Genomic DNA, 14,719 nt, shown 5'->3' with positions numbered 1-14,719 from the left:
AAAAGGCGTCAGTCAAAAGGCGTCTTTGCCCCTGAAAACGCCATGTGGAGGCGTCCAAAAGGTGTCTTTGCCCCCAAAGACGCCTTTTGACTGATGCCTTCTGACAGACGCCTTTTGAATAGCGCCATGTGTCGAGCACGGCGTCTTCTATGGGGCCTCGCCGGTCGACGCTTAGACGCCACGCAGCGCGGGCGACTAATTATCAGCCGGGCGCAGGTGGATGACATCACCCGCGGAGTAATACTCGCCGCCAACGTTGATGCGGCCATCATCGGCCACGCCCTCGACGGTGCCGATGACGTCGCCGGCCGGGGCTTCGAGGCGGACTTCCTGCCCGATGGAAGAACACACCTTACGGTAATCAGCCAAAAGCTGTGGGTCCTGCTGCTCCCACTGGGTAATGCGGCGACGCAGGTTCTTCAGCACGGTGATGGCCAGCTGCGTGCGGTCGGTCTCAAGGCCTTCGAGCGCGAGCGATGTCGCGGCCTCGATGGGCAGTTCCTCGCGGGTCAGGGTGACGTTGATGCCCATGCCCACGACCACGCGGGCTGAAGGCGGGTTCGCAGACTGGGTCTTGGGGGCGATTTCAGCTTTACTGACCTCGGCTTTGTTGATCTCTGCCTTATTGATCTCTGCCTTGTTGATCTCTGCCTTGTTGATCTCTGCCTTGTTGATCTCTGCCTTGTTGATTTCAGCCTTGGAAACTTCCGTCTTCGGAGCAGATTTGAAGGCCTCGCCCACTGGACCAGCCTCGGCGAGGATACCGCACAGCTTCTTACCATCGATGTGCACGTCATTCGGCCACTTGAGTACCGCACCCTCTACGGAATCAGTCACGGCCAAGCCGGCAGCTAGCGGCAAAGTACCGAGGTGATCCAACGAATCCGGAAGGATGAGAACGGAAAAGATGAGCTGCGAACCAGCCGGGCTCACCCACTGACGGCCCAATCGGCCCTTACCGGCAACCTGCTCATTAGCCAGCAAAACGGTGCCATCAGCCACCTTGCCGGCCTGCATGAGATCGGTATTGGTGGAGCCAGTGGACTCGGTGTAATCGATAACAGCGAAGTCTTCGCTCAGCGCCTCGCGGATTCGGTCCATATCAAGTGCAGTCATGCACCCTAGGTTACCCGCCGGATCACTGCCGCCTCGAAGTAACTAAAAGTAATCCGGATTGGCCAGAATTGTGCGGGCAGTAGCATCGTCAAGACAGGTAGTCAGCACCGCCTGCGGCAACGCATGGGTGACCTGCTCAGGCGTGACGGTGATCTGCCGCGTATCTGCCAGGAAAGAAACAGTATCCCCGATCAACTTGTCGTAATCAGCGCGGTCTTGTGCCCCAAGGCTGTCCGGCTTCCCTTCAGTCACCAGCACATAGCGAGTTGCTGGGGTAACCCATTCACAAACCCACTCGCCGTACTCTTGCAATTCCGAATCCGAGACATCCAGGCCCATCCCCTTCATGCTGGCACGCATGGTGGAGCGATTCACGTGGCCATTGTCCACCAACTGTGAGCGGACGTCAGATGCGTCGACAGTATCGGCAAAAATAGCGCGGAACACGGTATCGCGCTGCGTCTCTGCAGCCGAAGTCGTCGGCGATGTCGCGGACTCCTTCGAGGGCATCGTCGGGGAAGGCTCTTCCGAAGAAGATTTGGTAGTGGAGGTCAATGACTCCGTCGTAGTCTCCGAAGGCGCTGAAGACGCATCAGCAGTCCCAGTAGAAACGGTTGTCAGTGGCGCAAAGGACTCGGCGGATTCCGTACTGGAGCAACCGACCAAGAGCAGTGCGAGGAGTGGAGCGAACTTCTTCATAACAAATTCCAGCCTAATGCACGCACCGCCAGGTGCTAGTGTGAATCCATGGCAAAGGTCACTTTTGAGAACGTCGGCATCACCTATCCCCGTGCCGAGAACCCCACGGTCAAAGACCTCAATCTCGAGATTGCGGACGGCGAGTTTCTAGTCCTCGTCGGCCCGTCCGGCTGCGGTAAGTCCACCACCCTGCGCGCCCTCGCGGGGCTGGAGCCGGTCTCCAGCGGCCGCATCCTTATTGACGGCAAAGACGTCACGGGCCTTGAGCCAGGCGATCGCGATATCGCCATGGTCTTCCAGAACTACGCGCTCTACCCGCACCTCACCGTTGCCCAGAACATGGGCTTCGCCCTCAAGCTGGCCAAGATGCCCAAGGCTGAAATCAAAGCCAAAGTAGAAGAAGCAGCGAAGACCCTTGGGCTGACGGAGTACCTGCAGCGCAAGCCCAAAGACCTCTCCGGTGGTCAGCGTCAGCGCGTGGCCATGGGCCGCGCCATCGTGCGCGAGCCGAAGGCCTTCCTCATGGATGAGCCCCTGTCTAACCTCGACGCTAAGCTGCGCGTGCAAACCCGCGCGGAGCTGGCCAGCCTCCAACAGCGTCTCGGCACCACCACTGTCTACGTCACCCACGACCAGGTGGAGGCCATGACCATGGGTGACCGCGTGGCCGTGCTCAAGGACGGTGTTCTGCAGCAAGTCGCGCCACCGCGCGAGCTCTACGACGCTCCCGCTAACGAATTCGTCGCCGGTTTCATCGGTTCCCCCGCGATGAACATCTTCGACTACAACGGCGGACGCGTCGGCGTTCGCCCGGAAAAAATGTTCATCAATAAGGGGCCGATTGGCTTCCAAGGCACGGTGGAGTTCGTGGAAGAGCTGGGCTCTGAGTCCTTCGTCTACGTCATGGTGGGCGAGCAGCGCTTCGTCGCCCGCGCGAGCGACAACGTTCCGCAGCGTGGTGAGAACGTCGTGCTGACCTTTAACCCCCGCGAGGCTCACCGCTTCGATCCGGAGACCGGCCAGCGTATTGAGGCTTAAGAAACACCACGGACAGGGGTGATTTCACCCCCGTTTGAAGTGAATTAAAAGCCAAAACCACGTGCAGTGTGGGGATGATCCCCTATTTTGTAGTCATCAGAAGTTTTCCGAAAGGTGAATATTCAATGAAGAAGCCCTTCCTCCCCAGCTCGCTGCGTTCTGTCCGCCGCGGCGTTGTCGTCACCACCGCTGCACTCGCACTGACCTTGGCGGGTTGCTCCTCGAGCGACGAGGGATCGTCGTCAAGCACTGGCTCCGATGCCTCCTCGACTGATGGTGACGGCCGCGGCCCCATCACCTTCGCCATGGGCAAAAACGATACCGACAAGATCACGCCCATCATCGAGGCATGGAACGCCGAGCACCCAGATGAGAAGGTCGAGCTCAAGGAGCTCGCCGGCGAGGCCGACGCTCAGCGCGAGACCCTCGTGCAGTCCCTGCAGGCGGGCAACTCCGACTACGACGTCATGGCGCTGGACGTGGTCTGGACCGCGGACTTCGCCGCTAACCAGTGGCTGGCACCGCTAACCGGTAACCTTGAGGTGGACACCTCCGGACTGCTGGAGCCCACCGTGGAGTCCGCCACCTACAACGACACCCTCTACGCGCTGCCGCAGAACACCAACGGCCAGCTGCTCTTCCGCAACACTGAGTTGGCGGACAAGGCTCCGGAGAAGTTCGCAGACATCGCTTCTGCCTGCGAGGCTCTCAAGGATGATGCTTCCTGCCTGACCACGCAGCTCAAGCAGTACGAGGGCCTCACCGTCAACACCGCCGGCTTCATCGAGGGCTGGGGCGGCTCCATCTTGGATGATGAGGGCAACGTCGCTGTTGACTCCGACGAGGCCAAGGAAGGCCTGCAGGCGCTTGTCGACGCCTACGAAGACGGCACCATCTCCAAGGACTCCACCGCCACAACGGAGGAGGAGACCAACCTCGCGTTCACTGAGGGCAAGACCGCTTTTGCCATCAACTGGCCGTACATGTACACCAATGCCGAAGAGGCTGGCGTGAAGTTTGAAGTCCAGCCGCTGGTGGGCAAGGACGGAGTCGGTGTCTCCACCCTCGGTGGCTACAACAACGGCATCAACATCAACTCCGAGCACAAGGCTACGGCCCTGGACTTCATGAAGTTCATCATCAACGAGGAGAACCAGAAGTCCTTCGCTGAGGCTTCCTTCCCGCCGGTACTGGCCTCCATCTACGACGATGAGTCCCTCGTCGAGGAGTTCCCGTACCTTCCGGCTCTCAAGGAGTCCTTGGAGAACGCCGCGCCGCGTCCGGTCTCCCCGTTCTACACCGCCATCTCCAAGGCCGTGCAGGATAACGCCTACGCGGCTCTGACCGCTGACAAGTCCGTCGATGACGCTACGAAGGACATGAAGGCCGCCATCGAGGCAGCCTCCCAGGGTTAATCTTCCCAGCGTGAAATGGGGGCGCGAGTAAGTCCACGTGACTTGCCCGCGCCTCCTTCTTTGATCTGGATTTAAACCAATGGGCATCAAGGTGCTCGCGCGCAGAGGATGTCCAGAGGATGTCTACGCCACCCGCTATGATTTTCCCCAACCCCCGATAACCCCCTCCCCTATAAATCAGAAAGGCAGGCACCGCATGGCTGGAGCACCGCCTACCGCGCAGCCCCGCAGACAGTATCTGCGCGTTGCTGCGCTCATCGCGCCGGCGCTGATAGCGCTGGCCGTGGTCATCGGCTATCCCATCGTGCGCGCTGTGATGTTGTCCTTCCAGGGCAACAAGCGGCTTAACCCGACCACGGGTGTATTCGAGGAAGGCGCATTCGCAGGCCTCGAGAACTACCTGTACTGGATCACTAATCGCTGCATGTCTGCCACCGGCCAGGCCAGCACGTGCCCGGATGGCGTCATCGCTACTGATTTCTGGCCGGCACTTAAGATCACGCTCTTTTTCACCGTGGTCACGGTGACCCTGGAAACGATTTTGGGCATGTTCATGGCGCTGGTGATGAACGGCGAATACCGCGGTCGCGGCCTCGTGCGCGCGGCGGTGCTGGTTCCCTGGGCCATTCCCACCGCAGTCACCGCGAAGCTATGGCAGTTCATGTTTGCACCGGATGGCATCGTTAACGCGCTCATCGGCTCGCGCATCGCATGGACCACGGACCCGTTCTATGCCCGCCTCGCGGTGATTATCGCTGATGTGTGGAAGACCGCCCCGTTCATGGCACTGCTCATCCTGGCAGGCCTGCAGATGATTCCGCGCGATGTCTATGACGCAGCACGCGTGGACGGCGCCTCGCGTATCCAAACCTTCTTCACCATCACCCTGCCACTGGTGCGGCCAGCACTCATGGTGGCCATCCTCTTCCGCACGCTGGATGCGCTGCGTATGTACGACCTGCCGGTCATCATGATCTCCGCTTCCTCCAACGCGCCGACGGCCACCATTTCCCAGCTGGTGGTGGAAGACATGCGCCAGGGCCACTTCAACTCAGCCTCCGCGCTGTCCACACTCATCTTCCTGCTTATCTTCACCGTCGCGTTCATCCTCGTCCGCTTCCTCGGCGCTGATATCTCCGGTACTGCTCGCCAGAAGAAGGAGAAGAAGTCATGAAAAAGCTTGGCCACTACCTCGGCATCCTCTTCATCATGTTCTGGGGGCTCGCGCCCTTCTACTGGATGGTTGTCACCGCCTTGCGGCACAAGTCCCATACCTTCGACACCACCCCGTGGCCCACGCACGTGACCTTGGACAACTTCCGGGATGCACTGGCAACAGACAAGGGCAATGACTTCCTCAACGCACTGGGGAACTCTTTGCTTATCTCCCTAGCCACGACCGCTGTCGCAGTCCTCATCGGCGTGTTCACCGCCTATGCGCTAGCTCGCTACGACTTCCCTGGAAAAGGTATCGTCACCGGCATCATCCTGGCCGCCTCGATGTTCCCGGCCATCGCGTTGGTGACCCCGCTCTTCCAGCTCTTTGGCAACCTCGAGTGGATTGGCACCTACCGCGCGATGATCATTCCGAATATCTCCTTCGCGCTGCCCCTGACTGTCTACACGCTGCTGAGCTTCTTCCGTCAGCTGCCCTGGGAGCTGGAGGAAGCTGCCCGCGTGGACGGCGCTTCCCGCGGTCAAGCTTTCCGCCTCGTGCTCCTGCCCCTGGCCGCGCCCGCGCTGTTTACCACCGCCATCATCGCTTTCATCACAACGTGGAACGAGTTCATGCTGGCCAAGCAGCTATCCACCACTGCTACTGAGCCGGTGACCGTGGCTATCGCGCGTTTCTCGGGCCCCTCGGCCTTCGAGTACCCCTATGCCGCCACCATGGCCGCGGGCGCGCTGGTAACGGTTCCGCTCATCATCATGGTGCTCATCTTCCAGCACCGCATCGTCGCCGGCCTCACCGCCGGAGGTGTCAAGGCTTAATGCGCCGTGAACTGCTATGGGACACCGCGCTGGGATTCGTTGGCTTCTTTGCCTTCCTAGCGCTGGTGCAAGCAGTCCTCAATCTTTTTCACCCCTCCCCCGCCATCTGGCCGGGGCTCCTGGCGGGCGCGCTGTGCCTGGCGGAGTTTCTGCTGTGGCGGGCCAAACGGAAGGATCTCCGATGACCTGGCACGATAACGCCATTTTCTACCAGGCCCTCGTGGGCTCGTACAAGGACACCCACGGCGAAGGCGTTGGCACGCTACGTGGAGTTATTGAGAAGCTGGATTACCTCAAGTGGCTCGGAGTGGACTGCCTGTGGCTCTCCCCCTTCTATCCCTCCCCGCTGCGCGATGACGGCTATGACATCGCCGACTACTACTCCATTCACCCTGACTACGGCACGATGGAAGACTTTGACGAGCTCGTCACCGAACTTCACGCTCGTGGCATGCGCCTCATGACGGATTTGGCTTTCAACCACACCTCTACCGTTCATCCGTGGTTCCAGGCCTCCCGCACCGATCCGGAAGGCCCTTACGGCGACTATTACGTGTGGGGCGATGATCCCCTGCGCTACCCCGAGATCCGCATTATCTTCACCGATACGGAAACCTCGAATTGGGCATGGGACCCGGAGCGCAAGCAGTACTACTTCCACCGCTTCTACTCACACCAGCCGGACCTAAACTACGACAACCCGAAGGTCCACGAGGAAGTATTCAAGATTCTTTCCTTCTGGCTAGATAAGGGCGTGGACGGCTTCCGCCTCGATGCCATCGCCTACCTGTACGAGCGTGATGGGGTGGGCGGCGAGTCTCTGCCGGAGACGGTCGAGTTTGTGGAGAAGGTCCGCGCCTTCATCGACGAGAATTACCCCGAGGCCATCATGATCGCGGAGGCTAACCAGCCGCCCGAAGAAACCATGGAGTTTTATGGCACGGGCAATCGCTTCCACATGGTGTTCAACTTCCCAGTGATGCCGCGGCTTTACCAAGCCCTCGCGCTGGGGGACGCCACACCGGTCTACGACATCATGGCGGAGCTTCCGGAGCTTCCCCAGGGTTGTCAGTGGGGCACCTTCCTGCGCAACCACGACGAGCTGACCCTAGAAATGGTCGACGAGGACCAGCGCGCCATCATGTACGAGCACTACCTGCCGGATGAGCAGATGCGCGCCCACGTGGGCATCGCGCGGCGCCTCGCGCCGCTGTTGGGCAATGATTACCGCAAGATTGAGCTTTTTTATTCACTTCTCATGACTCTGCCGGGTGCGCCCTTCCTGTATTACGGCGATGAGATTGGTATGAACGATGCCCCCGAATTGCCCGACCGCGATGCCGTGCGCACGCCCATGCAATGGGAGCCCGGTGAGGGCGCAGGTTTCACTACATCCGCTCACCCGCGCCGTCCCATCGTCGGCGGCGTAGGGGTCTCAGTGAAAGAGCAGCTTGCCGACGACTCCTCGCTCCTCCACAGCCTCCGCGGTCTAATCCAGCAGCGTAAGGCACATCCGGAACTCGGCACCGCACCTTTCGAAGCCGTGGAAACCGGTCAGACGGGCGTTCTGGGATTCCAGCGCGGTGAGTTGTTGTGCCTGCACAACTTCACGGATCAGACCGTCGACCTAGGCCCTGTGGAGCTCGGGCCCTATGGCTACGCCTGGCTGCCCATTGAGGCTTAAAAGGCGCTCGTTTCTCACCTCATATTTCGCGCTAGGTTAACTGAAAGTTAACTCGCCGTGAACGAAAGCTAGCTTTTAGAGAACTTTACCTATATAGTTGGTTTAACCCCATGATGCGGACGGCCGCATCATTACGACAAGAAATAGAGAGGTGAGCCAAATGAATACCCTGACCGGATTCCTTTCCGCCATCACTAACGAATTCAAGAGTGCCACCGGAATCAACCTTGACACGGTGCACCCGGCGCCGCTGGTATCGCAGATCGCCGAAGATCTGCACAAGCACGGCCTCGTCCCAGCCACCCGCACCGACATCGAAGAGTCCTACGCGGCGCTGACCAACTCCTTTCCCAGCGAAGAGGATCTCACAGAGGTTGAACTCTTCCTTTACAACCTCGGCTGGCTAGCCAACGCTCCAGATAAAGCCGCTTAATCCACGTCACAGCTAGCCCCTCTTGTGCCCTGCCACAAGAGGGGCTATAGTGTCACATATCGGCTATCAGGCCTGTTACTCGCAAGAGGCAAGAACCTGAAGCGGAATCCCCTTTAACGAAAGGGACTTCAGCTTCATTGCTCTCGCGAGTCTTTTTCGTTTTGGGACTTTTCGAAAGCCTAAGAACGAAAGTGAGGACATCATGACCGCCTCGGTGCGTGATTATCCAAAGCTTGCCCACGACATCATCACTTTGGTCGGCGGGCCATCTAACATCACAGGAATTGCTCGGTGCGCCACTCGCCTGCGCCTTGTCCTGAAGAGCACTCCCGAAGACGCCCACACCAAGATTGAGAATCTGCCCGGCGTCATCACAACCGTCGAGAAGGGAGGGCAGTTCCAAATCGTCATCGGCAACCGCGTGGGAGAGGTCTACGAAGCTGCCATTGATCAGCTAGGAATCGATCCTAATGAACAGCAGATTGATGACGAGGACAATAAACCCACCCTCATGAACCGCATCATCGCTATGATGTCGGCGGTCTTTGCCCCCTTCATTTACGTACTCGCCGCAGCGGGCCTTATCCAAGGTGCGCTCATCCTCATCACTGCCGCCTGGCCGGAGTTTGGTGAGACAGGTACATACGAGATTTTCTCGCTCATGAGCTGGGCGCCTTTTACTTTCCTCCCCATCCTCATCGCGATCACCGCCTCGCAATTCTTCAAGACCAACACATTCATCTCTGTCGCCGCCGTTGGCGCTCTCGTCGCCCCAGAAATGGCCGACATTGCCTCACGTGTGGCCGAGGGCGAACACATTTCGCTTTTCGGTTTTGGATTGAGCGAGACCACATACACCTCAACTGTGCTTCCACCCCTTTTCGTCGTGTAGGGATTGTCTTACCTCGAAAGGTTTTTCCGGAAGCACCTACCTGAGGTCATCACGCAGCTGTTTACCCCGCTGTTCTGCCTCATCATCGCCGTGCCACTCACTGTTCTGATTATTGGCCCTCTATCCAACCAGGGCGCAATTCTCATTGCAGACGGTTTCAACTGGTTGGTCGATGTTGCTCCCCCTGTCGCCGCAGCCATGGTAGGTGGTTTCTGGCAGGTAATCGTCATTTTTGGTGTGCACTGGGGCGTTACCCCAATGGTCCTCGCAAACTTTGAACAGTATGGCTCAGACCCCTTCCAGGCCTTCCAGACCGCTGCGGTGATTGCTCAGGTTGGAGCGGCCTTCGGAGTCTTCCTCAAGTCTCGCAGCCCCGAAATGAAGAAGGTCGCCGCATCCGCTTCCCTGACCGGCGTCTTCGGCATCACTGAACCCGCTATTTATGGCGTTACACTCCGCCTAAAGAAGCCATTCATTGTGGGCTGTGTCGCGGGTGCGGCAGGCGCCATTGTGGTGTCCCTCTTCGGTTCCCTGCAATACGTCTATGCAGGACTACCTGGCGTGCTCACCATCATGAATGCCTACGAACCTGGAACGAACTCGCTCATGGGAGAGATTATTGGCTGCGCTGTAGCATTCTTCGGAGCCGTCATCGGCGTCTACTTTGTTGGTTTCACGGATGTGCTCGCCGAGGCCCCTGCCGAAGCAACCGACAGCTCCCCCGACTCCGATGCCGCATCCGCTGAATACCACAACCAGCTCTCCCAAAAAGAGACCGTCTTCCACATCTCAAGCCCTGTGACTGGCACAGTTCTCGCTCTTAACGAGGTGGACGATCCGGTCTTTGCACAGGGCACCATGGGCGAGGGCGTGGCCGTAGAACCGACCGACAACAAGGTTTACGCGCCCTTCGATGGCACTGTTGCGACAGTCCTTCCATCCAAACACGCTGTAGGGATCATTTCAGATGACGGCGTTGAAGTTCTGGTCCACATCGGCCTAGACACGGTCGCGCTCAAGGGAAAGCCATTCACCAGTCACGTTACAAAGGGACAGCGCGTCGAAGAAGGAGACTTATTGGTTGAATTTGATGCTCAATTGATTACCCAAGCGGGCTATTCCCTCACTACGCCAGTGATCATCACGAATACGAAAAAGTTCGCTGATGTCATCATCCATCCATCAACCCGTACCACTCATGGAAACGAGCTCATGGCCGTTGAAGCCAAGTCCTCGAACCAGACTCACGCAGAAGGAGCCAAGTAAATGACCACGACACTCAATCCGGATTTCCTCTGGGGCGGCGCTGTTGCTGCACACCAATTCGAAGGCGGCTGGAACAAGGGCGGTAAAGGCCCCTCCGTCGTCGACGTCCTCACCGCTGGTGCCCACGGAGTTCCCCGCCGCGTCACCGAAACCATCGAAGCCAACGAGTTCTACCCCAACCACGAAGCAATCGATTTCTACGGTCGCTTCCGCGAAGACATCAAACTTTTCGCAGAAATGGGACTCAAATGCTTCCGCACGTCAATTGCCTGGTCCAGGATTTTCCCGCAAGGCGATGAGCTTGAGCCCAATGAAGAAGGACTCAAGTTCTATGACGAGGTCTTCGACGAGCTTCTTAAGTACGGTATCGAGCCCGTCATCACATTAAGCCACTTCGAGATTCCCCTTCACCTCGCTCGTGAATACGGCGGTTTCCGTAACCGCAAGCTCGTGGAATTCTTTGAGCGCTTCGCACGAGTATGCTTCGAGCGCTACCACAAGAAGGTCAAGTACTGGATGACCTTCAACGAGATCAACAACCAAATGAATGTGGATAACCCGCTTTTCCTTTGGACCAACTCGGGCGTGACCATCGCCGAAGGTGAAAACCCCCAGCAGGTGCTGTACCAAACCGCGCACAACTGCCTGCTCGCCTCCGCACGTGCCGTAGCAGTAGGGCACGAGATCAATCCCGACCTACAGATTGGCGCCATGGTTGCCATGGTCCCGGTGTACCCGTACAGCTGCAATCCCTCAGACATCATGGCCGCCGAAATTGCTAGCCGCGATCGATACTTCTTCCCCGATGTACAAATCCGCGGCTCTTACCCGGCCTATGCTCTGAAGAAATTTGAGCGAGAGGGAATTAACCCAGGATTCCAAGAAGGCGACGACGAGATTCTCCGCAACGGCACCGTCGACTACCTCGGGTTCTCCTACTACATGTCCAACACCGTTAAACACGATGCAGTGGCCGACGCTGGTTCCTCGGTCAACGGCGGATTGCCCAATTCAGTAGACAATCCGTATATCAAGTCCTCTGATTGGGGCTGGCCAATCGATCCACAAGGGCTGCGCTACTCCCTCAATTCCCTTTACAACCGCTACCAAAAGCCACTTTTCATTGTGGAAAACGGCTTCGGTGCGGTCGATAACGTGGAAGCCGATGGTTCCATCCACGATGAGGCCCGAATCGACTATCTGCGCAATCACATCGCGGCAGTAAAGGAGGCCGTCCTCGAAGACGGCGTCGATCTCCTGGGCTACACCCCGTGGGGAATCATCGACCTAGTTTCCTTCACCACCGGTGAAATGAAGAAGCGCTACGGAATGATCCACGTCGATCGCGATAATGAGGGCAATGGCACTCTGGCCCGCTCAAAGAAGGATTCTTTCGAGTGGTACCGAAATGTCATAGCTTCCAACGGAGCTGAGCTCTAACAATCTCACCTCCTAAGACAGGGCACGGTCACGTACGACTGCACCTTTCAAGTCTGCGTTACCGTGCCCTGTACCCTAAATCTATGGATGTCATCCGCGCACTTAACAACAACGCTGTGCTCTGTACCGACGCACAAGGTACTCAAGCTATCTGCTTGGGCAAGGGGATTGGTTTCGGTCGAAAGCTTGGCGATGAAATCCAGGATGATGCTGTGGAGCAAGTATTCCGCCCAAGCTCCGCTCACCCCATCGCAAACCTCACCGCACTACTCTCTGATCTCCCGCTAGACATAGTCAATCTTGTTGTAAATTTCGTAAACACGCACTCTCAGGTCAGCGAAACACAGCTTTTAGTTTTAGGCCTAGCAGATCATATTTCTTTCGCAATCGAACGCGAAGAAAGCGGAATCGAATTCAGCTACCCATTGATGTGGGAAGTATCCACTTTGTACCCAGAGGAATTTGAGCTGGGATTAAAGCTCCTCGACCAAGTAGAGAAAGCCACTAGCGTCCGTCTAGCCCGCGATGAAGCCGCCGCCGTAGCGATGCATTTCATCAACGCCCAGTTTGTGGATGGGGATATGACCAAGGCAGAAAACACCACGAAGGAAATCTCTGCTCTTCTCGACTTGGTCTCTTCCGAGCTTCAGTGCCACCTTCGCCCCAGCTCCCCCACGGTCACACGATTCGTTACGCACCTGCGGTATCTCTTCGCACGTTTACATTCCCCGAGCCGGGAAGCTGACGCACCATTGCACTCCATGCTTGCGGCTATCGAACACGATGATGCTGCAGCAGTGCGCATTGCTCGTCTCGTCCGTTCCAAATTGGAAGGTCAAGGTCATGCCATTAATGACAATGAGCTCGCCTACATTGCCCTACACGTTGCTCGCCTGCACAGCGCCCTTGGAACTGAGCAAGGTGGCAAGGACGGTTAGCATGCACCCAACACGCCGTATGCGAGAAAACCCTCACTTTTCCCACCCCATCTACCTGCACAAACGTCAATTGTGAGAGAAATCACCCGATCGCCGCTATACATTCCTGTGCAAAACTTCTCTACACTGTCGAAACATGACTATTTCCTCACATTTGTCGGAGCTTGACTCCCTGAGCGCCGACACCACCGCAGGCAAGATCGCTGAACTGAAGAGGCGTCGCGAAGCAGCGGCGCAGCCCATGGGTGCAAAAGCCCACGACAAGGTCCACGCCCAGGGCCGCCTCACAGCCCGGGAGCGCTTGGACTACCTCCTCGATGAAGGCTCCTTCGTGGAGACCGACATGCTCGCCGTGCACCGCACCACGGACTTCGGGATGGGCAAGAAGCGCCCGCTCACCGATGGCATCGTCACCGGCTGGGGCACCATCGATGGCCGCGAGGTCTGCATCTTCTCCCAGGACGGAACCGTCTTCGGCGGTGCCCTCGGCGAAGTCTACGGCGAGAAGATGATCAAGATCATGGAGCTGTCCATCACCACCGGCCGCCCGCTCATCGGACTGTACGAGGGCGCCGGCGCCCGCATCCAGGATGGCGCCGTGTCCCTGGACTGGATTGCCAAGACCTTCTACCAGAACGTCAAGGCCTCCGGCGTCGTCCCACAAATCTCCGTCATCATGGGTGCTTGCGCCGGCGGCAACGCCTACTCCCCCGCACTGACCGACTTCGTGGTGATGGTGGATGAGAAGTCCAAGATGTTCGTTACCGGACCAGATGTCATCAAGACCGTCACCGGCGAAGAAGTCAGCCAGGAAGAACTCGGCGGCGCCGGCGTCCACATGCATAAGTCCGGCACCTCGCACTACACCGCTTCTAGCGACGAGGAAGCGCTCGATTGGGTACACGACCTACTGACCTACCTGCCCTCCAATAACCGCCAGCTGACCCCGGTTGAGCCCTACGAGGAGCTGGGCGAAGAAACCGTCGACGACCTCGTGCTGGATAGCATCATCCCGGATTCCCCGAACCAGCCCTATGACGTCAAGGAGATCATCGAGGCTCTCACCGATGACGGCGATTTCCTGGAGATCCAAGCCGACCGCGCCGATAACGTGGTCACCGCCTTCGGCCGCATCGAAGGGCGCACCGTGGGGTTCGTGGCCAACCAGCCCCAGGTCTTCGCCGGCTGCCTCGACATCAATTCTTCGGAGAAGGCCGCGCGCTTCGTGCGCACCTGCGATGCCTTTAATATCCCGATCATCATGTTGGTCGACGTCCCCGGCTTCCTCCCCGGCGCCGACCAGGAACACGATGGCATCCTGCGCCGCGGCGCCAAGCTGCTCTACGCCTACGCCGAAGCCACCGTTCCGAAGATCACCGTCACCCTGCGCAAGGCCTACGGCGGCGCTTACTGTGTGATGGGCTCCAAGGGACTGGGAGCGGACGTCAACCTGGCTTGGCCCACCGCCCAGATCGCGGTCATGGGCGCTGCCGGCGCCGTCGGTTTTATCTACCGCAAGGAGATCAAGGCTGCCCACGAGAAGGGCCTCGACGTAGCTGAACTGACCAAGTCCTTCGAGCGCGAATACGAAGACCACATGCTCAACCCGTATAAGGCAGCGGAGCGCGGGCTTATCGACGCCGTCATTCTCCCCTCTGAAACCCGCAGTGCAATCGCCAAAAATCTGCGCTTCTTCACGGACAAGAATGTGGCCCGCCCGGCACGCAAGCACGGCAACATCCCGCTTTAGCGCGCACTCGGATCGGCACAGATTAGTACAGAAGACGCACTGTATTACACTAGTGT

14 protein-coding genes are annotated in these 14,719 nt (G+C 58.3%); 12 read left to right on the top strand and 2 right to left on the bottom strand.

Annotated features, from left to right (window positions below; translation table 11 throughout):
• Positions 1-195 precede the first annotated feature (195 nt).
• Both CAURIM_RS02895 and CAURIM_RS02890 read right to left on the bottom strand, forming a co-directional pair.
• Entirely contained in the window at positions 196-1,116 is a 921-nt protein-coding gene (locus CAURIM_RS02895; RefSeq protein WP_144657654.1) for a biotin--[acetyl-CoA-carboxylase] ligase, read from the bottom strand.
• Positions 1,117-1,158: 42 nt separating this feature from the next.
• Positions 1,159-1,815 carry a hypothetical protein gene (locus tag CAURIM_RS02890; protein ID WP_236659321.1) on the bottom strand — a complete coding sequence of 219 codons (657 nt, stop codon included), beginning with the start codon at positions 1,813-1,815 and terminating at the stop codon, positions 1,159-1,161.
• A 48-nt stretch (positions 1,816-1,863) separates the two neighbouring features.
• On the opposite strand from CAURIM_RS02890, the gene CAURIM_RS02885 reads away from it, so the two are divergent.
• The 12 genes from CAURIM_RS02885 to CAURIM_RS02830 all read left to right on the top strand — a co-directional run bounded on the left by CAURIM_RS02885 (position 1,864) and on the right by CAURIM_RS02830 (position 14,663).
• Positions 1,864-2,853 (top strand): ABC transporter ATP-binding protein, encoded by a 990-nt coding sequence (locus tag CAURIM_RS02885; protein ID WP_070644350.1) that lies wholly within the window; start codon positions 1,864-1,866, stop codon positions 2,851-2,853.
• Positions 2,854-2,978: 125 nt separating this feature from the next.
• Positions 2,979-4,268 (top strand): ABC transporter substrate-binding protein, encoded by a 1,290-nt coding sequence (locus tag CAURIM_RS02880; RefSeq protein ID WP_201828646.1) that lies wholly within the window; start codon positions 2,979-2,981, stop codon positions 4,266-4,268.
• A gap of 196 nt (positions 4,269-4,464) precedes the next feature.
• Positions 4,465-5,442 (top strand): carbohydrate ABC transporter permease, encoded by a 978-nt coding sequence (locus tag CAURIM_RS02875; RefSeq protein WP_070710888.1) that lies wholly within the window; start codon positions 4,465-4,467, stop codon positions 5,440-5,442.
• On the top strand, positions 5,439-6,260 hold the full coding sequence (locus CAURIM_RS02870) for a carbohydrate ABC transporter permease (protein ID WP_070446356.1): 822 nt from the start codon (positions 5,439-5,441) through the stop codon (positions 6,258-6,260). Before CAURIM_RS02875 ends, CAURIM_RS02870 begins: the two co-directional genes overlap by 4 nt.
• Entirely contained in the window at positions 6,260-6,445 is a 186-nt protein-coding gene (locus tag CAURIM_RS02865; protein ID WP_070446358.1) for a hypothetical protein, read from the top strand. The genes CAURIM_RS02870 and CAURIM_RS02865 overlap by 1 nt, the downstream gene beginning before the upstream one ends.
• Positions 6,442-7,944 carry a maltose alpha-D-glucosyltransferase gene (treS, locus tag CAURIM_RS02860; protein WP_201828647.1) on the top strand — a complete coding sequence of 501 codons (1,503 nt, stop codon included), beginning with the start codon at positions 6,442-6,444 and terminating at the stop codon, positions 7,942-7,944. The genes CAURIM_RS02865 and treS overlap by 4 nt, the downstream gene beginning before the upstream one ends.
• Before the next feature lie 160 nt (positions 7,945-8,104).
• Positions 8,105-8,377: a hypothetical protein gene (locus CAURIM_RS02855; protein ID WP_201828648.1), complete on the top strand. Its 273-nt coding sequence runs from the start codon at positions 8,105-8,107 to the stop codon at positions 8,375-8,377.
• Between the two features lie 202 nt (positions 8,378-8,579).
• Positions 8,580-9,269, top strand: coding sequence for a PTS transporter subunit EIIB (locus CAURIM_RS02850; RefSeq protein ID WP_201828649.1), 690 nt, complete (start codon positions 8,580-8,582; stop codon positions 9,267-9,269).
• A gap of 3 nt (positions 9,270-9,272) precedes the next feature.
• On the top strand, positions 9,273-10,535 hold the full coding sequence (locus tag CAURIM_RS02845; RefSeq protein WP_201828650.1) for a glucose PTS transporter subunit IIA: 1,263 nt from the start codon (positions 9,273-9,275) through the stop codon (positions 10,533-10,535).
• Positions 10,536-11,975, top strand: a complete 1,440-nt coding sequence (locus tag CAURIM_RS02840) for a 6-phospho-beta-glucosidase (RefSeq protein WP_070718424.1) — start codon at positions 10,536-10,538, stop codon at positions 11,973-11,975.
• Positions 11,976-12,058: 83 nt separating this feature from the next.
• Positions 12,059-12,913: a PRD domain-containing protein gene (locus CAURIM_RS02835; RefSeq protein ID WP_070710885.1), complete on the top strand. Its 855-nt coding sequence runs from the start codon at positions 12,059-12,061 to the stop codon at positions 12,911-12,913.
• A gap of 136 nt (positions 12,914-13,049) precedes the next feature.
• The gene (locus CAURIM_RS02830; RefSeq protein ID WP_070521352.1) at positions 13,050-14,663 is read left to right on the top strand and encodes an acyl-CoA carboxylase subunit beta; all 1,614 of its coding nucleotides are present in this window, start codon (positions 13,050-13,052) and stop codon (positions 14,661-14,663) included.
• Positions 14,664-14,719 lie beyond the last annotated feature (56 nt).

This window comes from Corynebacterium aurimucosum (genome assembly GCF_030408555.1).
Lineage (GTDB): Bacteria > Actinomycetota > Actinomycetes > Mycobacteriales > Mycobacteriaceae > Corynebacterium > Corynebacterium aurimucosum.
The sequence above is the reverse complement of the archived record's forward strand: the minus strand, read 5'-3'. Positions and strand labels throughout refer to the sequence as shown.

What these genes read in the sequence shown, in the direction of transcription:
- CAURIM_RS02835 (WP_070710885.1), top strand. Translation starts at nt 12,059, where the DNA reads ATGGATGTCATCCGCGCACTTAACAACAACGCTGTGCTCTGTACCGAC.
- CAURIM_RS02870 (WP_070446356.1), top strand. Translation starts at nt 5,439, where the DNA reads ATGAAAAAGCTTGGCCACTACCTCGGCATCCTCTTCATCATGTTCTGG.
- treS (WP_201828647.1), top strand. Translation starts at nt 6,442, where the DNA reads ATGACCTGGCACGATAACGCCATTTTCTACCAGGCCCTCGTGGGCTCG.
- CAURIM_RS02890 (WP_236659321.1), bottom strand. Translation starts at nt 1,815, where the DNA reads ATGAAGAAGTTCGCTCCACTCCTCGCACTGCTCTTGGTCGGTTGCTCC.
- CAURIM_RS02875 (WP_070710888.1), top strand. Translation starts at nt 4,465, where the DNA reads ATGGCTGGAGCACCGCCTACCGCGCAGCCCCGCAGACAGTATCTGCGC.
- CAURIM_RS02840 (WP_070718424.1), top strand. Translation starts at nt 10,536, where the DNA reads ATGACCACGACACTCAATCCGGATTTCCTCTGGGGCGGCGCTGTTGCT.
- CAURIM_RS02885 (WP_070644350.1), top strand. Translation starts at nt 1,864, where the DNA reads ATGGCAAAGGTCACTTTTGAGAACGTCGGCATCACCTATCCCCGTGCC.
- CAURIM_RS02865 (WP_070446358.1), top strand. Translation starts at nt 6,260, where the DNA reads ATGCGCCGTGAACTGCTATGGGACACCGCGCTGGGATTCGTTGGCTTC.
- CAURIM_RS02855 (WP_201828648.1), top strand. Translation starts at nt 8,105, where the DNA reads ATGAATACCCTGACCGGATTCCTTTCCGCCATCACTAACGAATTCAAG.
- CAURIM_RS02830 (WP_070521352.1), top strand. Translation starts at nt 13,050, where the DNA reads ATGACTATTTCCTCACATTTGTCGGAGCTTGACTCCCTGAGCGCCGAC.
- CAURIM_RS02850 (WP_201828649.1), top strand. Translation starts at nt 8,580, where the DNA reads ATGACCGCCTCGGTGCGTGATTATCCAAAGCTTGCCCACGACATCATC.
- CAURIM_RS02880 (WP_201828646.1), top strand. Translation starts at nt 2,979, where the DNA reads ATGAAGAAGCCCTTCCTCCCCAGCTCGCTGCGTTCTGTCCGCCGCGGC.
- CAURIM_RS02895 (WP_144657654.1), bottom strand. Translation starts at nt 1,116, where the DNA reads ATGACTGCACTTGATATGGACCGAATCCGCGAGGCGCTGAGCGAAGAC.